This is a genomic window from Streptomyces sp. NPDC031426, assembly GCF_055581585.1.
In genome coordinates, this window is record NZ_JBVIJE010000008.1 from 114,793 (window position 1) to 132,382 (window position 17,590).

At 71.6% G+C, this 17,590-nt stretch carries 21 protein-coding genes and 1 pseudogene; 14 read left to right on the forward strand and 8 right to left on the reverse strand.

Translation table 11 applies throughout. The features are described 5' to 3' along the window. The first annotated feature begins 52 nt into the window (after nucleotides 1–52). Nucleotides 53–301: a DUF2630 family protein gene (locus ACZ5NH_RS18250; RefSeq protein ID WP_388629084.1), complete on the forward strand. Its 249-nt coding sequence runs from the start codon at nucleotides 53–55 to the stop codon at nucleotides 299–301. Between the two features lie 69 nt (nucleotides 302–370). Here the strand turns inward: ACZ5NH_RS18250 and ACZ5NH_RS18255 are convergent, their stop codons facing one another. From ACZ5NH_RS18255 to ACZ5NH_RS18265, 3 genes are all read right to left on the reverse strand, one after another. Beyond that, nucleotides 371–1,060: an HAD family hydrolase gene (locus ACZ5NH_RS18255; protein WP_468776390.1), complete on the reverse strand. Its 690-nt coding sequence runs from the start codon at nucleotides 1,058–1,060 to the stop codon at nucleotides 371–373. A gap of 10 nt (nucleotides 1,061–1,070) precedes the next feature. Then, nucleotides 1,071–1,379 carry a phosphatase PAP2 family protein gene (locus tag ACZ5NH_RS18260; protein ID WP_468776393.1) on the reverse strand — a complete coding sequence of 103 codons (309 nt, stop codon included), beginning with the start codon at nucleotides 1,377–1,379 and terminating at the stop codon, nucleotides 1,071–1,073. Nucleotides 1,380–1,504: 125 nt separating this feature from the next. Further along, nucleotides 1,505–2,062: a DUF5134 domain-containing protein gene (locus ACZ5NH_RS18265; protein ID WP_468776395.1), complete on the reverse strand. Its 558-nt coding sequence runs from the start codon at nucleotides 2,060–2,062 to the stop codon at nucleotides 1,505–1,507. Nucleotides 2,063–2,250: 188 nt separating this feature from the next. Between ACZ5NH_RS18265 and ACZ5NH_RS18270 the strand changes: the two genes are divergently transcribed. Together ACZ5NH_RS18270 and ACZ5NH_RS18275 are read left to right on the forward strand one after the other, a co-directional pair. After that, complete coding sequence (locus ACZ5NH_RS18270) at nucleotides 2,251–3,933, forward strand: FUSC family protein (RefSeq protein WP_468776397.1); 1,683 nt, start codon at nucleotides 2,251–2,253, stop codon at nucleotides 3,931–3,933. A gap of 575 nt (nucleotides 3,934–4,508) precedes the next feature. Next, a complete protein-coding gene (locus ACZ5NH_RS18275) occupies nucleotides 4,509–4,988 on the forward strand; it encodes a MarR family winged helix-turn-helix transcriptional regulator (RefSeq protein ID WP_468776398.1) in 480 nt (159 codons plus the stop codon). 41 nt (nucleotides 4,989–5,029) lie between these two features. On the opposite strand, the gene ACZ5NH_RS18280 is transcribed toward ACZ5NH_RS18275, so the two are convergent. Then, nucleotides 5,030–5,794, reverse strand: a complete 765-nt coding sequence (locus tag ACZ5NH_RS18280; RefSeq protein WP_388629067.1) for a VOC family protein — start codon at nucleotides 5,792–5,794, stop codon at nucleotides 5,030–5,032. A gap of 184 nt (nucleotides 5,795–5,978) precedes the next feature. Here ACZ5NH_RS18280 and ACZ5NH_RS18285 point away from each other — a divergent pair. Continuing rightward, nucleotides 5,979–6,789 (forward strand): annotated as a pseudogene (locus tag ACZ5NH_RS18285) (class I SAM-dependent methyltransferase). On the opposite strand, the gene ACZ5NH_RS18290 reads toward ACZ5NH_RS18285, so the two are convergent. Continuing rightward, complete coding sequence (locus tag ACZ5NH_RS18290) at nucleotides 6,786–7,178, reverse strand: VOC family protein (protein ID WP_468776400.1); 393 nt, start codon at nucleotides 7,176–7,178, stop codon at nucleotides 6,786–6,788. The pseudogene ACZ5NH_RS18285 and the gene ACZ5NH_RS18290 sit on opposite strands and share 4 nt — an antisense overlap. A gap of 101 nt (nucleotides 7,179–7,279) precedes the next feature. Between ACZ5NH_RS18290 and ACZ5NH_RS18295 the strand changes: the two genes are divergently transcribed. Next, complete coding sequence (locus ACZ5NH_RS18295; RefSeq protein ID WP_468776402.1) at nucleotides 7,280–7,819, forward strand: GNAT family N-acetyltransferase; 540 nt, start codon at nucleotides 7,280–7,282, stop codon at nucleotides 7,817–7,819. Nucleotides 7,820–7,822: 3 nt separating this feature from the next. On the opposite strand, the gene ACZ5NH_RS18300 is transcribed toward ACZ5NH_RS18295, so the two are convergent. Beyond that, the gene (locus tag ACZ5NH_RS18300) at nucleotides 7,823–8,506 is read right to left on the reverse strand and encodes a glycerophosphodiester phosphodiesterase (protein WP_468776404.1); all 684 of its coding nucleotides are present in this window, start codon (nucleotides 8,504–8,506) and stop codon (nucleotides 7,823–7,825) included. A 390-nt stretch (nucleotides 8,507–8,896) separates the two neighbouring features. Between ACZ5NH_RS18300 and ACZ5NH_RS18305 the strand changes: the two genes are divergently transcribed. From ACZ5NH_RS18305 to ACZ5NH_RS18320, 4 genes are all read left to right on the forward strand, one after another. After that, nucleotides 8,897–10,294 (forward strand): DUF6421 family protein, encoded by a 1,398-nt coding sequence (locus ACZ5NH_RS18305; protein WP_468776406.1) that lies wholly within the window; start codon nucleotides 8,897–8,899, stop codon nucleotides 10,292–10,294. After that, on the forward strand, nucleotides 10,291–11,085 hold the full coding sequence (locus ACZ5NH_RS18310; protein ID WP_388629050.1) for an SDR family NAD(P)-dependent oxidoreductase: 795 nt from the start codon (nucleotides 10,291–10,293) through the stop codon (nucleotides 11,083–11,085). Before ACZ5NH_RS18305 ends, ACZ5NH_RS18310 begins: the two co-directional genes overlap by 4 nt. Continuing rightward, nucleotides 11,082–12,152, forward strand: coding sequence for a threonine aldolase family protein (locus tag ACZ5NH_RS18315; RefSeq protein ID WP_450982640.1), 1,071 nt, complete (start codon nucleotides 11,082–11,084; stop codon nucleotides 12,150–12,152). The genes ACZ5NH_RS18310 and ACZ5NH_RS18315 overlap by 4 nt, the downstream gene beginning before the upstream one ends. 78 nt (nucleotides 12,153–12,230) lie before the next feature. Beyond that, nucleotides 12,231–12,821, forward strand: coding sequence for a transglutaminase domain-containing protein (locus ACZ5NH_RS18320; protein ID WP_468776411.1), 591 nt, complete (start codon nucleotides 12,231–12,233; stop codon nucleotides 12,819–12,821). A 146-nt stretch (nucleotides 12,822–12,967) separates the two neighbouring features. Here ACZ5NH_RS18320 and ACZ5NH_RS18325 read toward each other — a convergent pair whose 3' ends face one another. Continuing rightward, the gene (locus tag ACZ5NH_RS18325; RefSeq protein ID WP_468776413.1) at nucleotides 12,968–13,696 is read right to left on the reverse strand and encodes a lysophospholipid acyltransferase family protein; all 729 of its coding nucleotides are present in this window, start codon (nucleotides 13,694–13,696) and stop codon (nucleotides 12,968–12,970) included. 189 nt (nucleotides 13,697–13,885) lie between these two features. Continuing rightward, the gene (locus tag ACZ5NH_RS18330) at nucleotides 13,886–14,302 is read right to left on the reverse strand and encodes a DUF4395 domain-containing protein (protein WP_468776414.1); all 417 of its coding nucleotides are present in this window, start codon (nucleotides 14,300–14,302) and stop codon (nucleotides 13,886–13,888) included. 75 nt (nucleotides 14,303–14,377) lie between these two features. Here ACZ5NH_RS18330 and ACZ5NH_RS18335 point away from each other — a divergent pair, with 75 nt between their 5' ends. The 5 genes from ACZ5NH_RS18335 (at nucleotide 14,378) to ACZ5NH_RS18355 (ending at nucleotide 17,550) form a co-directional block, all read left to right on the forward strand. Then, complete coding sequence (locus ACZ5NH_RS18335; protein WP_450982722.1) at nucleotides 14,378–14,791, forward strand: TlpA family protein disulfide reductase; 414 nt, start codon at nucleotides 14,378–14,380, stop codon at nucleotides 14,789–14,791. Between the two features lie 104 nt (nucleotides 14,792–14,895). Next, the gene (locus tag ACZ5NH_RS18340) at nucleotides 14,896–14,976 is read left to right on the forward strand and encodes a putative leader peptide (RefSeq protein ID WP_351617915.1); all 81 of its coding nucleotides are present in this window, start codon (nucleotides 14,896–14,898) and stop codon (nucleotides 14,974–14,976) included. 44 nt (nucleotides 14,977–15,020) lie between these two features. After that, complete coding sequence (locus ACZ5NH_RS18345) at nucleotides 15,021–15,530, forward strand: flavin reductase family protein (RefSeq protein ID WP_388629035.1); 510 nt, start codon at nucleotides 15,021–15,023, stop codon at nucleotides 15,528–15,530. 217 nt (nucleotides 15,531–15,747) lie between these two features. After that, nucleotides 15,748–16,533, forward strand: a complete 786-nt coding sequence (locus ACZ5NH_RS18350) for an electron transfer flavoprotein subunit beta/FixA family protein (RefSeq protein ID WP_451006389.1) — start codon at nucleotides 15,748–15,750, stop codon at nucleotides 16,531–16,533. A gap of 54 nt (nucleotides 16,534–16,587) precedes the next feature. Beyond that, nucleotides 16,588–17,550 carry an electron transfer flavoprotein subunit alpha/FixB family protein gene (locus ACZ5NH_RS18355; RefSeq protein ID WP_468776416.1) on the forward strand — a complete coding sequence of 321 codons (963 nt, stop codon included), beginning with the start codon at nucleotides 16,588–16,590 and terminating at the stop codon, nucleotides 17,548–17,550. Nucleotides 17,551–17,590: the final 40 nt, after the last annotated feature.

Sequence of the window (17,590 nt, forward strand, 5' to 3'; positions counted from 1 at the left end):
CCGCTGCCTCCCTAGAGTGGGCAGCGGTGCCGAGGCGAGGAGGCGGGTCGTCATGGATCAGGACCAGCGGATCCTGAACAGGATCACGGAGATGGTCGAGGACGAGCGCAGACTCCGCGCGGCGCTGGCCTCGGGTCGGATCGACAGCTCCGTCGAGCAGCAGCGGCTGGGACAGCTGGAGCGTGAACTCGACCAGTGCTGGGACCTGTTGCGGCAGCGCCGCGCCAAGGCGGAGTTCGGCGAGAACCCGGACGAGGCGCGCGTGCGCCCCGCCACCCAGGTCGAGGACTACCAGGGCTGACCACCGCAGGGCCCGGCGGGCGCCGGGCCTCAGCCCGGCAGACCGCGTGGGGGAGCAGCGCGTCGGACCTCAGCCCGTAAGGTCCAGCACCGGCAGCAGCGCGTCGGGCCGGTCGGTCACCGGCAGGTGGTCGACGAAGTGCACCCGGCAGCCGAGCGCGGCCGCGCCGCCGTCGGCCTCCTTGCTGTCGCCCACCATGACCACCTGCCGGGGATCGGCGTCCAGCGCCGCACAGGCGACCGAGAACAGCCGCGGGTCGGGCTTCTGCACCCCGTGCTCGTACGACAGGACATACGCGTCCACATACCGGTCGAGGCCGTGCTCGCGGAACACCGGGCGCAGATCCCAGCCGATGTTGCTGACCACGCCCACGCCGATCCCGCGCTCATGCAGCGCGCGCAGCACCTCGAGGGCGTCCGGGTACGGGGACCAGGCGGCCGGCGTCTTGTGCCGCTCATACAGCGCGTCGTGCAGCCCGGGGTCGGGCAGCGGCACCCGCCGGGAAAGGCCCGTGTAGGCGGCCCGGTGCAGCTCCGCGCTCTCGTCCCGCACCGCCCAGACTTCAGCCAGGTCGGCCGGCAGCTCCAGCGGATTCGCTCCGCCCGGCAGCGCACCCGCCGCCTCCAAGGCCCGTGCGGCCGCCTTCAGTTCGGGTTCGGGCAGGGTGTGCCCGGTCTCGGTCAGCGCCGCACGCAGCCAGGACTCGGTGGACTCGACGCGGAACAGCGTCCCGGAGAAGTCGAACAACACAGCAGTCATGCACCTGACCCTAGCCGCGGTGCCCAGCGGTTCCGGCGTGACCAGGCCATGGCCACTCGTACCCGATCACGGCCGGGGCCACCACCAACGCCCCGAACAGCCGGCCGCCCAGCACGTCCGAGGGCCAGTGCACGCCCAGCCACACCCGGGTCACGCCCACGCCCACCACCGAGACCATGGTCGCCGCCACGGCCGTACGCCACCGGACGCGGCCCACGCCGAAGCGGTGCAGCAGCCACAGCGGCAGGCCGTCGACGGCACCCTTCACCGACTGCTGCACCACCGCCGGCAGGGCCGGTAGGCGGTGGGTGCCGCCCACGGGACGGCCGTGCCGAGGGCGTTGGCGTCCACGACCGCGCGCGGAGCCGGGGCACCCGCGAGACGGTTCACCGTACGGTCCGTGCCACCGAAGTGACGCAGACAGCGCACCGGTACGGACCCGGCTCACATGGTCAGCAGCATCGCCACCATGCCGATGCCCATCGACAGCCGGCAGGCCCGTGCCAGCTCCGGCCGGTCGCCCCAGCGGACCGCGCCGCCGCCGGCCCCGGCCACCGCGACGGTGGCCGGCACCAGACGGGCGCCGGCCAGCAGCACGTAACCCGCGAAGTACAGCAGCAGCAGGCTGGTCAGCAGCGGCACGCCCGAGCCGCCGTGCGCGTGATGGGCGCCGGGCGGAGCCGCGGCCATGACCACCGACATGTAGATCATCGCGGACGTGCCCACCAGGTGGTGCAGATGATGCGGGGCGGCGCGCGCGGCCCACAGCGCGCGCAGTGCCGCCGCACCGAACACGGCCGCGTACACCGGCCACACCCAGCTCGGTGGCGAGAGCACCGCCGCCGGTACGGCCATCACGGCCATGCCGAAGCCCATCACCGCCTCGCCGCCCGCGGCCCTGCGCTGCTCCTCCACACGGCTGCGCATCCGCAGCAGGCAGTAGGCCCCGGTCGCCGCGCACAGGGCGACCAGCAGCCACGCTGCCGGTACCGGTCCGTGCACGCGCACCTCCCCGTTCGACGCTCGGTCGAGGGATGCGATGCCCACGCCGTGCGGAGCGCACGCAAGCGCAAGGGTGTACACGGGGAGCGTTCGGCGGAGCACGGCGGGTGAGCGCGCCTTTGAGGGAGCACCCGAGGGGGTCGCCGTCAAGGGAACTTTACGAGTAAAACACATGCTAAATTGATGGTATGAGCAGTGCGACCCTCCATCGACTTCCCCTCGCCGGAGTGCTCCGCCTCGGGCGGCCCTCCGACATCTGGTTCAAGCCCGCGCTGAGCGTGGTCGCCGCGGTCGCACCGCCCAACCTGATCCTGCTGGCGCTCGGCCGCCTCGACCTCGCGATGTACACGATGGCCGGGTCGCTGTGCGCGCTCTACGGCCACAACCGGCCCTACGCCGCCCGCGCCCGCGTTCTGGCCTGGGTAGTGCTCGGCATGGTCGGCGGCCTCGCGGTCTCCCTGCTCGCCGCGTCGGTCACGAGCGACGCCGTCGTCCTCGTCACCGTCGGCGCGGTGATGGCGGCCGTCCAGAAGGCCGTGAGCGACGCGACCCGGCTCGGACCGCCCGGGAACGTGGTCCTGACCTTCATCAGCTCCGCCTCGCTGTTCGCGCCGCAGGCCCTCGGCCAGGTGCCCGCACATGTGGGGTTGGCCCTCGCGGCCGGCGCCTGGGCCTGGCTGGTCGGCATGGCACCCGGGCTGCTCCGCCCGCACGGCCCCGAGCGCCGCGCCACCGCCCAGGCCCTGAACGCGGCCGCCGCCTACGCCGACACCCGTGGCACCGCCGACGGCCACGCCCGGGCCAGGGCCGCGAGTGCCGCCGCGATCCACGCCGCCTGGCAGTCCCTGCTCGCCGCCGGCACCCGCCCCGACCGCACCCGGCGCGCTCTTGAACGGCTCCTCGTCCGCGCCGAGGTCGCCCTCGCCGCCCCCGCCGACGCCGACCCCGCACGGCTGCGCGCCTGGGCCCGTGAACTGCGCGGCACCGGGCGGCTACCGCGCGTGGACTCCCCACAGGAGTCCGCCGCCGAACTCCTCGGCATCGACGCCGAACTCGCCCAGCCGCGACGGCCGTTGCGGCAACGGCTGGCGCACCTGGCCCCGATCGCCGCGCGCACCGCGATCGGCTGCGCCCTCGCCGGTTACGCCTCCCTCGCACTCGGGGTGGGGCGTCCCTACTGGGCGCTGGTCACCGCCGCCTCCCTCTACCAGGCCAACGTCACACTCACCTGGAGCCGGGGCGTCCAGCGGGTCGTCGGCAATGTGCTCGGGGTCCTCGTGTTCGCCGTCGTCGCCCCGCTCGCCCATCTCCACCCGGTCGCGCTGGTGCTGTGCTGCCTCGCCTTCAACTTCGGTGCCGAGGCGCTGATCGCGCGCAACTACTGGCTCGGCACCGTCTGCGTGACCCCGATGGCCCTGCTCATCACCGAGTTCGCGCGCGCCCAGAACCCGGCCGAACTGATCACCGAGCGGGTCGCGGACACCCTGGTCGGCGCGCTGGTCGGCTTCGTCGCGGCCGTCGCCGTCACCAACCGGCGCGCGGGCGACCGCCTCGAACACGCCCTGACCACGGCGGAGCGCGCCCGCGAGAACGCCGCCCGGCTGCTGGCCGAGCCGCACCCGGCACCCCGCGCCCTGGAGTCGGCCCGCCGCAGCCTCGCCGCCGCCCTTGCCGACCTGCGCGCCACGGCCGACGCCGCGTCCGGCGAGTGGTGGCAGCGCGCCCTGCCCGAGGAGCGGATCGTGCTGGCCGAGCAGTCCGGACACCGTACGCTCGCGGCGACGGTACGACGGCAGGGGTTCGTGCCGCGGCACCGGAACCAGGATCCGGTCCAGGACCCCGGCAGGACGACGGAGGACATACGGCCATGACGGCGACGAACGGCGGACACGCGCCGGCGGACGACACGGCCGACGCGCGCCGCGCGGGCGACCACCGGCCGCCCGCCAAATCGCAGCCGAGGGTCGGCCGTGGTTCCGGCGGCACGGCCGAAGCGGGCCCGGGGGGCGGACACAGGCGGTCCGCCGACACGCGATCGACGGACGGCCGTGGTTCCGTGGGGGCGCGCTCGGGGAGTGGTGAGGCCATGGCCGAGGCAGGTCGGCCGGGCGGTCACGGGCGGTTCGCCGAATCGCAGCCGACGGACGGCCGTGGTTCCGTGGGGGCGCGCCCGGGGAGTGGTGAGGCCATGGCCGAAGCGGATCCGGCAGGCGGACACAGGCGGTCCGCCGAATCGCAGCCGACGGACGGCCGTGGTTCCGTCGGGGCGCGCCCGGGGAGCAGTGACGCCACGGCCGACGCGGGCCGGCCGGGTGGCCACCAGCCCGTCGGAACGGACGCCAGCGGAGCCGTCGGGCCGGGCGGACCGGCAAGCGGCGCCGCCCCCGCCCCCGCCAGGGTCACTGCCCCCGCCCCCGCCGCTCACCACGACACAGTCGCCGCCGTCGTGCGGCAGTGGCGGGTCGTTCACCCGGAGCTGGACACCGGGCCCATGGAGGTCATCGGCCGGATCTACCGGTGTGCCGCGCTGCTCCAGCAGGCCGAGGACGCGCCGCTGCGCCGGGCGGGCCTCAGCCGTGCCGAGTTCGACCTGCTGGGCGCGCTGCGCCGCACCGGACACGAGCTGACCCCGGGCGAGCTCGCCCGGGAGACCTTCTCCTCCGGGGCCGCCGTCACCAAGCGGCTCAAGCAGCTGACCGAACGCGGACTGGTCGAGCGGCGCGGCGACACCCGGGACCGCCGCGTGGCCCATGTCCGCCTCACCGACGCGGGCCGCGATCTGGTCGACGACATCCTCCCGGATCAACTCGCCTATGAGACAGCTGTGTTGAGTGTGCTGGCTCCGCAAGGGCAGGGCGAACTCGCCGATCTGCTCGCCGAGTTGCTCGCTCGCCTGGAAGGCCGGATGGGGTCGCTCCGGACGTGAGCGAAGCTCCAGCGGAGGCATGGGAGGGCAAGCGCAGCGCCTCAGCCCTCCTCGCCGGCCTGGTGCACTCCGAACGCCGCGCCCTGCGGATCCCGCAGCACCGCGATGCGCGGGCCGTCGGGCACCGACACGGGCGCCAGGACGACGGCGCCGCCCGCCCGCTGCGCGACCTCGGCCGTCGCGTCCACGTCGTCCACCGCGAAGTACGGCAGCCAGTGCGGCGGCACCTCGGGCGGGAACCGGTCGCCCATGTCGGCCATGCCGCCGAAGTCGTCCCCGCCGATGCCCCACTGCGTGTACCACTCCGAGGCGTTGACGCTCCAGCCGAACACCGTGGTGTAGAAGTCCCGGGCCCGCTCGGTGTCCCGGGTCGCCAGCTCCACCCAGCCGAGGGTGCCCGGCGCGTTGAACAGCCCGGCGCCGGGGAAGGACCGCGCCTGCCACAGCTGGAACGCCGCGCCGGTCGGATCGAGGGCCACCGCGAACCGGCCCACGTCGAACACGTCCATCGGGCCCAGGACCACCGTCCCACCGGCCTCCTCCACCCGCCGTGCCGCCGTGTCGGCATCGGTCACCGCGAAGGAGACGTTCCACGCCACCGGCTGGGACTCCTGGTACAGCGGGGTGAGTGCGGCGACCGCCGCGTCCCCCAGGTGCGCCACCGTGTACCCGCCCGCCTCCTGCCGCGGGTCGGTCTCCGGCCGCCAGCCGAACAACTCGGTGTAGAACCGCTTGGCCCCCTCCAGATCGCTGGTCCCGAGCTCGGTCCAGCACGGTCCGCCGGTCACCGGCTTGTCGAACTTCATGGGGGTTCCTTCCGGCCGGGGCGGGCCTGCGGTGCCGCACAGAGCGCTCTCCCGGCACGCTAACCCCGGCTCCCCGCCCCGGCCATCCGGGACGGTCGGCGCGGGCGTGAAAACGGCTTGCCCGGGCGGAGCGGGGTGCGCGAGGGTTCCGGCCAGGGAGACCGAGGACACCACGGCGCCCTCGCTGGCCGAGGAGATCGCCGCGTACTACGGACGCGACCGGGAGGACGCCAGGCTGCGCACCGGCGCCGGACGGCTGGAGTTCTGGCGCACCCAGGACGTCCTGCGCAGGCTCCTGCCGCCGGCTCCGGCGCGGATCCTCGACGTGGGCGGCGGCAGCGGCATCCACGCGGAGTGGCTCGCCGCCGACGGCCACGACGTGGAACTCCTCGACCCGGTACCCCTTGCACGTCGAGCGGGCGGCCCGGCTGCCCGGCGTCCGGGCACGCCACGGCGACGCCCGGGCCCTCGACGCGCCGGACGCCTCCGTGGACGTCGCGCTGCTCCTCGGCCCCCTGTACCACCTGCTCGAGCGCCCGGACCGGGTACGGGCGCTCGCCGAGGCGCGCCGGGTGGTGCGTCCCGGAGGGCTCGTGGTCGCCGCCACGATCAACCGGTTCGCACCGCTGCACGACAACCTGAGCACCGGGCTCTACTTCGACGCCGAGCACCGGCCGCAGATCGAGGCCGCCGTCGGCGACGGCCTGATGAGTCCGACCGGTCGGCCGAAGTCCCTGTTCACCACGGCCTACTTCCACGACCCCGGCGACGTCCCCGCCGAGTTCGCGGACGCCGGCCTGACACCGCAGGCTCAGTACGGCCTCGAAGGCGCCGCCTGGCGCATGGCCGACGTCGCCTCCTGGCTCGACGATCCGGAGCGCCGGGCGCTGGTCCTGGCGGCGACGCGGCGGACCGAGTCCGTGCCCTCACTGCTGGGCATCAGCGGTCATGTGCTCACCGCGGGCATCCGCCCCGAGCGCACGCCCGGACCCTAGAGGCCCGGCCGGTAGCGCATCGGATGGTCCTCCGGGACCTCCACCAGCGCGATGCGGATGCCGTCCGGGTCGGCGATCCACATCTCGACCAGCCCCCACGGCTCCTTCACCGGCGGCCGGACGATGTCCACGCCGTTGGCCTTCAGCTCCTCGTGCGCGGCCGTCACGTCGTCGACCTGGAACCACAGCCGGACCGCGGGCGACGGCGGCGCCTCGGACCTCCCGGAGACCTCCAGGAAGCCGCCGCCGAGGAAGTAGACCGTCCCCCGCTCGGGCCCCGTACCGAACTCGCGGTAGACGGAAAGCCCCAGCTGCTCGCCGTAGAAGGTCCGGGAGCGCTCGGGGTCGGAGGGGGTGAGCAGGGTCCGGCTGCTGAGAACGTGCACCATGCAGCTGCAGCCTAGTGGCAGGGTTACCCTCGACCCTGGCTCAGCCACGCCCGAGATCGGAGAAGCGGGCTCAGCCACGCCCGAGATCGGAGAAGCGCTCCATGGACACCCCGGCCGCCGGCCCCACCTTCCGCGACGCCACCGACGCCGACGTCGACGCGCTGGTCGCGCTGATCGAGTCGGCCTACCGCGGGGACTCCAGCCGGGCCGGGTGGACCACGGAGGCGGACATCCTGAAGGGGCGGCGGACGGATCCCGAGGGCGTGGTGGAGGTCATCAAGTCGCCCGAGAGCAGGATGCTGACCGTGGAGCAGGACGGCCGGATCATCGCCTGCTGCCAGCTGGAACACCGTGGCGATCACGCCTACTTCGGCATGTTCGCGGTCAGCCCCACCCTGCAGGGCGCGGGTCTCGGCAAGACGGTCATGGCGGAGGCCGAACGCCAGGCCCGGGAGGCCTGGGGCGTCACCGAGATGCATATGACCGTGATCTCGGTACGGGACGACCTGATCGCCTGGTACGAGCGCAGGGGCTACCGCCGTACGGGAGAGATGTCGCCCTTCCCGTACGGCGACGCGCGCTTCGGCATCCCGCAGCGCGACGACCTGCGGTTCGAGCTGCTGGTCAAGAAGCTCGGGTGACCGTCAGGCCGTGAACCGCCCCGTGCGCTTGATCTGCGGGAAGTCGGTCGTCGCGCCGTCCAGCTCCAGGGCGCGCACCAGCCGCAGATGATCCTGGGTGTTGACGACCCAGCCGATGATCCGCAGCCCGGACTTGCGCGCGTGCTCGACGATCTCCAGGGTGAGCCGGCGGATGTTGAGGCAGACGGTCGACGCGCCCACGGCGACCGCGCGATCCACGATGTCCGTGCCGTAGCGGCTCCCGATCAGCGCCGTGCGCACGCCCGGCACCAGCCGGGCGATCTCGGCGATCGCGTCGTCGTGGAACGAGGACACCTCCACGCGCCCGATCAGGTCGCGCTCGTGCATCACCGCCGCCAGGGCCCGGGCCGCGGCCACATCCTTGATCTCGGCCTGGATCGGTGTGAGCACCGCGTCCAGGACCTCCTCGAACACCGGTACCCGCTCCCCGCGGCCGGCGTCCAGGGAGCGCAGCTCGGCCAGGGTCTTGTCGGCGATCGGCCCGGTGCCGTCGGTCGTACGGTCCACCTCTGCGTCGTGCATGACGACCAGGGCGCCGTCCTTGCTCAGGTGCAGATCGAGTTCGATCAGATCGAGGCCGGCGTGCTGCGCGGCGACGAAGGAACGAAGGGTGTTCTCGGGCTCGACACCCATGACCCCGCGGTGACCGATGGTAAGGAAGTTCAAGGTTCGACTCCGTTCCGTCGACGGCGGCTCGGCGCGCGCGGAACGGGCGGACTCCGTCGTCCGCGCGGGCAGAGTCGCAGCCTAACGGCCGGGCCCCGCGATGAACCCGCACGTGCATGAGGCATACGGGTGCGTGGCGGCCGTCAGCCGGCCGGTGCACGCCCCTGCCGTCACCCTGTGGTGGGCGAGTCTCCGCCCTTTGACCTACCGGATGGCTACCGCGCGGGGGAGCGGGTGCTCGACGGAAGTGAGCGCCGTCACGGTTTGGCGCAGGAAAAATGTCGGTGACCAAGGGAAAGGACAGGAAAATTTCCCGAGCTGCCTCTTGCTGGCTGAAACCGGGTATGCATACGGTGTCCCTACTTGAGCTTCTCCCGTGGAGGATGGGACATGACGGAAATTCTTGTGCAGACGGGTGCGGAGGGACACATTCCTTCGTCGACCAGGGTGGTTGAGCACCCGGCCTGGCCCGTGCTCAAGGATGCCGTGGAGCAGATCCGGCCATGGCAGTCGAAGGACGGATCGATCGACTTCGAGACCGAGGGCGCCCCGGCCAGGGCGGACGTCGAGGCCGTCGTACGGCGTGTCGTCGACGCGGTCGAGCGGCTGTCCCCGCTGCTCCCGCACGACGCGGCCTACCACCAGGCGCTGGTGAAGGATCTGCACCGCTGGGCCGAGAGCGGCTTCCAGGTGCCGGACTTCCTGGACTCCCTGCTCGCCTTCCAGCCCGCCGCGAACCGTGCGGACGGCCTGCAGCACCTGGTCGTCTTCCCGATGTACACGCAGAACGGCAACCTGGACCGCAACCTGGAGGCGGTCGTGCTGCGCATGGTCTGGCCCGACTGGCTGGCCGAGCTGGAGCGCACCCGCTACGACAACCCGCTGTTCTGCGGCATCACCTTCGAGGACTTCACGTCCGGCTACGACACCAACTCGGCCGTCCTCTTCCCGGAGACCATCGCCGTACGCGAGGCGCCGGAACGTTTCTCCTGGGGTGGCATCTTCTGTGACCGCGAGGCCGCCCGCTTCCGCCGGGTGACCGACGCCGCCGTCGGCATCCTCGGCCTTCAGCTGCCCGAAGACATCGCCGCGATGGTCCACGACCAGAAGCGCTGCGAAGAGGCCTTCGTGCTCTGGGACATGGTCCACGACCGCACCCACAGCCACGGCGACCTGCCGTTCGACCCGTTCATGATCAAGCAGCGCCAGCCGTTCTGGATGTACGGCCTGGAGGAGCTGCGCTGCGACCTCACCGCCTTCAAGGAGGCCGTGAAGCTGCAGGCGGACGGCGTCCCGCAGGCCCGTGACGTGCAGTACGCGGTGCTCTTCGACCGGATGTTCCGCTTCCCGGTCACCGGCGACCGCGTCCGCAACTACGACGGCCTCGGTGGCCAGCTGCTCTTCGCCTACCTGCACAAGCACGACGTCGTCCGGTGGACCGACAACAAGCTCTCCATCGACTGGGAGCGCGCCCCGCAGGTCACCAACCAGCTCTGCGCCGAGATCGAGCAGCTCTACAAGGACGGCATCGACCGCCCGAAGCTGGTGCACTGGTTCGCCGGCTACGAACTGGTCGCCACCTACCTCGCCCCGCACCCCGGCTCCAAGTGGGCCAAGGGCCCGGACGCCCTGGACCTGACCCAGCCGCCGCGCAAGCTCGTGGACGACGTGCTTCCGGACGAGTTTCCGCTGAGCATGTTCTACGAGGCCCTGTCGAAGAAGCTGAAGAATGTGATCGCTTCCACCAAGGGCATCACGGCGGACAGCGCCGAGCGGATCGCCGCGTGAGCGACCGCCTCAACGAGAACACTGCTTCAGAGGGGAAGAACGTGGCGAACAACGGGTCTCTCAGCGGTGCGGTGATCGCGGTGGCCGGCGCGGGCGGTCCCGCCGGACACGCGGCCCTGGTCCGGCTCGCCGAGGCCGGCGCGGTCGTGGTCGGCGCCGACAACAACCCCGAGCGCCTGGCGGAGGCCGTGGACGCGGCCCGCTACGCGCGCGGCGGTGCCACGGTCACCGGCGAGACGGTCGACCTGCTCGACCTGGACTCGACCCGTGCTTGGGCCGATCGCATCGAGAAGGAGCACGGCCGGATCGACGGTCTGGTCCACCTGGTCGGCGGCTGGCGCGGCAGCGCGACCTTCGCGGAGACGAGCGTCGCCGACTGGGACCTGCTGGAGAAGCTGCTGATCCGCACGGTGCAGCACACCTCCCTGGCCTTCTACGACGGCCTGCAGCGCAGCGACCGCGGCCGCTACCTGCTGATCAGCGCCGCCGGCGCGTCGAAGCCGACCGCGGGCAACGCGGCGTACTCCGCGGCCAAGGCCGCCGCCGAGGCGTGGACGCTGGCCATGGCCGACGGCTTCCGCAAGGCGGGGGGCGAGGCCGGTCCGCGGGCGGCTGCTGCCATCCTGGTGGTGAAGGCGCTGGTGCACGACGCGATGCGCGCCGAACGCCCCAACGCGAAGTTCGCGGGCTTCACGGACGTCAAGGACCTCGCCGAGGCCATCGAGGGCGTCTGGAGCAAGCCCGCCGCGGAAGTGAACGGAAACCGTCTGTGGCTGACCGAGAAGCCGTGAACCCTCCCAAGACCGACGCGCGTCGCCATCACGACCCCGAGGTCCGCGGTTTCGCCAGTGACAACTACGCCGGGGCCCACCCCGAGGTGCTGGCCGCCCTGGCCCTCGCCAACGGCGGCCACCAGGTGGCCTACGGCGAGGACGAGTACACCGAGAACCTCCAGCGAATCATCCGCAGCCACTTCGGGGCCACCGCGGAGGCCTTCCCGGTGTTCAACGGCACCGGCGCGAACGTGGTCGCGCTCCAGGCGGTCACCGACCGCTGGGGCGCGGTGATCTGCGCCGAGAGCGCCCACATCAACGTGGACGAGGGCGGCGCGCCCGAGCGCATGGGCGGCCTGAAGCTGCTCACCGTGCCCACGCCGGACGGCAAGCTCACGCCCGAGCTGATCGACCGGCAGGCCTGGGGCTGGGAGGACGAGCACCGTGCCATGCCGCAGGTGGTCTCGATCACCCAGAGCACGGAGCTGGGCACCCTCTACACGCCGGCCGAGATCCGCGCGATCTGCGAGCACGCCCATGCGCACGGCATGAAGGTGCACCTGGACGGCTCCCGGATCGCCAACGCGGCCGCCTCGCTGAACGTGCCGATGCGGACCTTCACGAGCGCGGTCGGGGTCGACATCCTCTCGCTGGGCGGGACCAAGAACGGCGCCGTCTTCGGCGAGGCCGTCGTGGTCCTCAACCAGGACGCGGTGCGGCGGATGAAGCACCTGCGGAAGCTGTCGATGCAGCTCGCCTCCAAGATGCGCTTCGTCTCGGTGCAGCTGGAGGCGCTGCTGGCGAAGGACCTGTGGCTGCGCAACGCCCGGCACGCCAACGAGATGGCCCAGCGGCTCGCCGAGGGCGTGCGCGCGGTGCACGGCGTGGAGATCCTCTACCCGGTGCAGGCCAACGGCGTCTTCGCCAAGCTCCCGCACGACGTCTCCGAGCGCCTGCAGAAGCGCTTCCGGTTCTACTTCTGGGACGAGGCCGCCGGAGTGGTGCGCTGGATGTGCTCGTTCGACACCACCGAGGAGGACGTCGACACGTTCGTGGCCGCGCTCAAGGAGGAGATGGCGCGCTAGTCGCCTGGTGCGCATAGGTATGCGGTCGCTCGAAAAGTCATTGACTGTCGGGCGATCGCGTTCCTATGCTCTGCGGTCATGGAGCTGATCCAGAACACCGCTGATCTGTCTGCGTACTTGGCCGCTGACGAGGTCATCGACCAGCACCATCCCGTGGTCCGCGAGACGGCCGATCGGCTGGCCGCCGGCGCGGCCGACTCGTATGCCTATGCGCAGGCCGCCTATGAATTCGTCCGGGACACCATCCCGCACTCCCAGGACTCCGGGGACCTGCGCGTCACCTGGCGCGCCTCCGACGTGCTCGCCCTGGGCACCGGCATCTGCTACGCCAAAGCCCATGCGCTGGCCGCTCTGCTGCGTGCCGAGGACATCCCCACGGCCCTCTGCTATCAGAGGCTGACGGACGACGAGGGCGGCCATGCCGTGCACGGTCTGGTCGCCGTCCGCTTCCACGGCGCCTGGCACCGCCAGGACCCGCGCGGCAACAAGCCTGGCGTGGACGCGCGGTTCTCCCTGGACGGCGAACGGCTGGCCTGGATCCCCGACCCCGCGGCCGGTGAGCTGGACTATCCGGTCCTGTACGCCGAACCGCACCCGGTCGTCCTCGATGCCCTGAAGGCGGCCCCCGACCGGCCGTACCTGTGGAAGACACTCCCTGACGCACTCTGACGCCAAGCAACGGCCGTCGCCCGGGTGTCGCTCACCGGAAACCGACGGCTCTGCAGCCCCCTAGGGGCGCGGGGAACTGCGCGACCAGCCCCCACCGGCCGGCAGCCGAAGAAGCCCGCCAAGCCCCCCGGCCAAGGCGCCGCAGGTCACAGCGCGTCGGCCGCCCGCAACTGCTCCATAGTCGGTGCCGTGCCCCCCAGATGGGCCGGCAGCCACCAGGAGTCCGTGGAGTCCTTGGGGCGGCCCGGGTAGGCGCGCTGCGCGGCCTCCAGCAGTTCCTGGACGCCCTCGCGCAGCCGGCGGGTGATGGCGCCCGCGTACTGGTCGCGGGGTGCCTCGACCGGCTCGCCGACGCGGATGGTGACGGGCAGGTGGCTGCGCCTGAAGTTGCGCGGGTGGCCCTTCGTCCACAGCCGCTGGGTGCCCCACACGGCCATCGGGATCAGCGGGACACCGGCGTCCTGGGCGAGCCGGGCCGCACCGGACTTGAAGCTCTTCAGGGTGAACGACTGCGAGATGGTGGCCTCCGGGAAGACACCGACCACCTCACCGGAGCGCAGCGAGTCCAGCGCGTGCGCGTAGGCCGCCTCACCCTGCTTGCGGTCCACCGGGATGTGCTTCATGCCGCGCATCAGCGGACCGGAGATGCGGTGGCGGAAGACGGACTCCTTCGCCATGAAGCGCACCAGGCGCTTCTGTGGAAGGGCCGCCAGGCCGTTGAAGATGAAGTCCAGATAGCTGATGTGATTGCTCACCAGCACGGCGCCGCCCGAGCGCGGGATGTTCTCCGACCCCTGGCAGTCGATCTTCAGGTCCCAGACCTTGAACATCGTCTTGGCGAATCCGATGACGGGACGGTAGACCAGTTCTGCCATGGGCGGGACGGACCCTTTCTGCTCTGCTCGGGAAAGGGAGGCTCCCGGCGGGAAAGTTACGCAGCCGTAGGTTTACGGCGTCTCGCAGATCGTGCCCGAAGAACGGACGGGTAGCCAGCCCTGGTGCCCGGCGGCGGCGAGATTCTCGTCACGTCGGCCTACATCCCACCTTGGATCTTCAAGGGTCTCTTACTCCGCCCGTACGGTGGCCCTCTTCAGAAGCAGGAACATCTCGCACCCCAGGCAGTAGCCGAACGCCGCGTTCAGGAAAGCGGCGGCGAGCGCCGCGCCGGTCGCGGCCAGTCCCAGCCACTGCGGTCCCACCGTGAACCCGACGAGACCGAGCCCCGCGAACACCAGACCCACGGCCTGCGCGAACCGCGGCGGCTCCGGCGCCTCGAACTCCTTCGGCGGGCCGAGCCGCGGCCGTACCGCCGTACGGAACGCCCAGCCGTACGGCGAACGCTGCACGCCCGCGGCCGCGCCCACCGCGAACACCACTGTCTGCCAGCCCAGTACCCAGGAGTTCTGCAGGATCAGTGCCACGGCCAGAACGGCCGTCGTCACGGCCGCTCCGAAGCGCGGCCCTCTCACGTCGATGTCCATGAAGCCAGCATTCCGCAACGGAAAGCGCGACGGGAGGCGGGAATCTTTGCAGTCTGATGAATGCTTGGGCAGATGATGACCGGAGCGGTGGTGTGCGTGGCGGTGCTCGTCGTGGCGAGCGCCTTCGGAGTGCTGCACAAGCGGCGGAGCGGGAGGGTACGGGTGCGCGGGCGGGACGAGGACAAGCGGCTGGGCGCCGTCGAGTTGGGTGGCGACCTCGGTGAGCGGGCCACGCTGGTCCAGTTCTCCAGCGCCTTCTGCGCGCCCTGCCGGGCCACCCGGCGTGTCCTCGGCGAGGTCGCCGGAATGGTCCCCGGGGTGACTCACATCGAGATCGACGCCGAGGCCCGGCTGGACCTCGTACGCGAACTGGAAATCCTGAAGACGCCCACCGTGCTGGTCCTCGACGCCGACGGACGGGTCGTACGGCGTGCCACGGGACAGCCCCGCAAGGCCGACGTCATCGCGGCACTGGGCGAGGCTGTGTGAGGGGCCCTCAGGGCACGGTGAAGGGCCCTCAGGGCACGGTGCGAGGTCTTCCGCATCCCGGACCGTGCTTGACTGGGCGCACCAACTATCGTCAGCCTGACTGTATGCCGACCGAACTCCTTCTCCACGGGCGGGTCCATGTCGACCTCGCCCGCACCGCGAGCGCCATCTGTCCGGGCTGTTGAGACCCGACGGCCCACCTCGCGAACTCCACCAGAAGGACAACTCCATGACGGCCTCGCCCGACCTCGGCACTGTTCAGCTCGCCTCGCCCGACCTGTTGCGCTCCACCTTCCGCCGGCACGCCGCCGGTGTGGCCGTGATCACCGCGCGTGGTGCCTCCGGCCCGGTCGGCTTCACCGCCACCTCCCTCACCTCGGTCTCCGCCGAGCCCCCGCTCGTCTCCTTCGGCATCGGCACGGGCGCCTCCAGCTGGCCCGCGATAGCCGAGACGGACCACATCGGCGTCCATATACTCGGCGAGCACCAGAGCGAGCTCGCCGCCACCTTCGCCCGCAGCGGCGCCGACCGCTTCGGCGCGCCCACCGCCTGGCGCGAGGGCCCGGAAGGCGTACCGGTGCTCGACGAGGTGCTCGCCTGGCTGGTCTGCCGGATCACCGGCCGGGTCCCGGCCGGTGATCACCGGATCGTGCTCGCCGAGGTCGTCCTGGGCGATCCCACGGGCGCCGGCCGCCCGCTCCTCTACCACCAGGGCCGCTTCAACGGTCTGCGGGATTGATCACGTCCGCCTCGCCTGCGAAGCCGTCGAGTTCCGGTTACGCTGCGTTGCGAAGGTCACAGTTCAAAGCGCTTGCTTAGCGGGCATGAACTGGATGTACTGACGAGTAATATTTCGGTCGGAGCGCGCGGACGCCCCGACCGGGATCGGCCGCTTGAGGCGCCTATGCTGCGTGCAAGAGGCAGCCCGGAAATGACGATGCAGTAGGAGAGCCGGCGTGAGCTTGAGGATCGTTGTCACTGTGAAGTACGTGCCCGACGCCACTGGCGACCGGCACTTCGCCGATGACCTGACCGTCGACCGCGACGACGTGGACGGTCTGCTCTCCGAGCTGGACGAGTACGCGGTCGAGCAGGCCCTCCAGATCGCGGAGAACGCGGACGACGCCGAGGTCACCGTCCTGACCATCGGCCCCGAGGACGCCAAGGACGCGCTCCGCAAGGCCCTGTCCATGGGTGCCGACAAGGCCATCCACGTCGAGGACGACGACCTGCACGGCACCGACGCTATCGGCACCTCCCTGGTCCTGGCCAAGGCGATCGAGAAGGCCGGCTTCGACCTGGTCGTCTCCGGCATGGCCTCCACCGACGGCACCATGGGCGTCGTACCGGCGCTGGTCGCCGAGCGTCTCGGTGTCCCGCAGGTCACCCTGCTGTCCGAGGTCTCCGTCGAGGACGGCGTCGTGAAGGGCCGCCGTGACGGCGACGCCGCCTCCGAGCAGCTCCAGGCCTCGCTTCCGGCGGTCGTCTCCGTGACCGACCAGTCGGGCGAGGCGCGTTACCCGTCCTTCAAGGGCATCATGGCCGCCAAGAAGAAGCCGGTGGAGTCCTGGGACCTGTCCGACCTGGACATCGAGGCCGAAGAGGTCGGCCTGGACGGCGCGTTCACCACGGTCGAGGCCGCGAACGAGCGCCCGGCGCGCACGGCCGGCACCATCGTCAAGGACGAGGGCGAGGGCGGCAAGCAGCTCGCTGAGTTCCTCGCGAGCCAGAAGTTCATCTAAGGGCTCGCCCCCGCTGACCGCCCCTCACCTTCCGTTTCGCAGGAGAGCATTCCCATGGCTGAAGTCCTCGTCTACGTCGACCACGTGGACGGTGCCGTCCGCAAGCCCACCCTCGAGCTGCTGACCCTGGCCCGCCGCATCGGCGAGCCCGTCGCCGTCGCGCTGGGCAACGGCGCCGCCGACACCGCTGCCACGCTCGCCGAGCATGGTGCGACCCGCGTTCTCACCCACGACGCCTCCGAGTACGCCGACTACCTGGTCGTGCCGAAGGTGGACGCCCTGCAGGCCGCCCACGAGGCCGTCTCCCCGGCCGCCGTGCTGGTCCCGTCCTTCGCCGAGGGCAAGGAGGTCGCCGCCCGTCTGGCGCTGCGCATCGGCTCCGGCATCATCACCGACGCCATCGACCTGGAGGCCGGCGACGAGGGCCCGGTGGCCACCCAGTCGGTCTTCGCCGCGTCCTTCACCACCAAGTCCCGTGTCGTCAAGGGCACCCCGGTCATCACGGTCAAGCCGAACTCGGCCGCCGTCGAGGCCGCCCCGGCCGCCGGTGCGGTCGAGGCCCTGGCCGTGACCTTCTCGGACCAGGCGACCGGCACCAAGGTCACCGCCCGCACCCCGCGCGAGTCCACGGGTCGCCCGGAGCTGACCGAGGCCGCGATCGTGGTCTCCGGCGGCCGTGGTGTCAACGGCGCGGAGAACTTCTCGATCATCGAGGCGCTCGCCGACTCGCTCGGCGCGGCAGTCGGTGCCTCCCGTGCCGCCGTCGACGCCGGCTGGTACCCGCACACCAACCAGGTCGGCCAGACGGGTAAGTCGGTCTCGCCGCAGCTGTACATCGCCAACGGCATCTCCGGCGCCATCCAGCACCGTGCCGGTATGCAGACCTCCAAGACGATCGTGGCCGTCAACAAGGACGCCGAGGCCCCGATCTTCGAGCTGGTCGACTACGGCGTCGTCGGCGACCTCTTCGACGTCGTCCCGCAGCTGACCGAGGAGATCAAGGCCCGCAAGGGCTGAGCCTCACTCAGGCACGTCCGAGGCCCCGGTGACCGACGCG

What these genes read in the sequence shown, in the direction of transcription:
- ACZ5NH_RS18290 (WP_468776400.1), bottom strand. Translation starts at nt 7,178, where the DNA reads ATGGTGCACGTTCTCAGCAGCCGGACCCTGCTCACCCCCTCCGACCCC.
- ACZ5NH_RS18355 (WP_468776416.1), top strand. Translation starts at nt 16,588, where the DNA reads ATGGCTGAAGTCCTCGTCTACGTCGACCACGTGGACGGTGCCGTCCGC.
- ACZ5NH_RS18325 (WP_468776413.1), bottom strand. Translation starts at nt 13,696, where the DNA reads ATGGCAGAACTGGTCTACCGTCCCGTCATCGGATTCGCCAAGACGATG.
- ACZ5NH_RS18345 (WP_388629035.1), top strand. Translation starts at nt 15,021, where the DNA reads ATGACGGCCTCGCCCGACCTCGGCACTGTTCAGCTCGCCTCGCCCGAC.
- ACZ5NH_RS18305 (WP_468776406.1), top strand. Translation starts at nt 8,897, where the DNA reads ATGACGGAAATTCTTGTGCAGACGGGTGCGGAGGGACACATTCCTTCG.
- ACZ5NH_RS18340 (WP_351617915.1), top strand. Translation starts at nt 14,896, where the DNA reads ATGCCGACCGAACTCCTTCTCCACGGGCGGGTCCATGTCGACCTCGCC.
- ACZ5NH_RS18320 (WP_468776411.1), top strand. Translation starts at nt 12,231, where the DNA reads ATGGAGCTGATCCAGAACACCGCTGATCTGTCTGCGTACTTGGCCGCT.
- ACZ5NH_RS18280 (WP_388629067.1), bottom strand. Translation starts at nt 5,794, where the DNA reads ATGAAGTTCGACAAGCCGGTGACCGGCGGACCGTGCTGGACCGAGCTC.
- ACZ5NH_RS18250 (WP_388629084.1), top strand. Translation starts at nt 53, where the DNA reads ATGGATCAGGACCAGCGGATCCTGAACAGGATCACGGAGATGGTCGAG.
- ACZ5NH_RS18295 (WP_468776402.1), top strand. Translation starts at nt 7,280, where the DNA reads ATGGACACCCCGGCCGCCGGCCCCACCTTCCGCGACGCCACCGACGCC.
- ACZ5NH_RS18270 (WP_468776397.1), top strand. Translation starts at nt 2,251, where the DNA reads ATGAGCAGTGCGACCCTCCATCGACTTCCCCTCGCCGGAGTGCTCCGC.
- ACZ5NH_RS18255 (WP_468776390.1), bottom strand. Translation starts at nt 1,060, where the DNA reads ATGACTGCTGTGTTGTTCGACTTCTCCGGGACGCTGTTCCGCGTCGAG.
- ACZ5NH_RS18335 (WP_450982722.1), top strand. Translation starts at nt 14,378, where the DNA reads ATGACCGGAGCGGTGGTGTGCGTGGCGGTGCTCGTCGTGGCGAGCGCC.
- ACZ5NH_RS18330 (WP_468776414.1), bottom strand. Translation starts at nt 14,302, where the DNA reads ATGGACATCGACGTGAGAGGGCCGCGCTTCGGAGCGGCCGTGACGACG.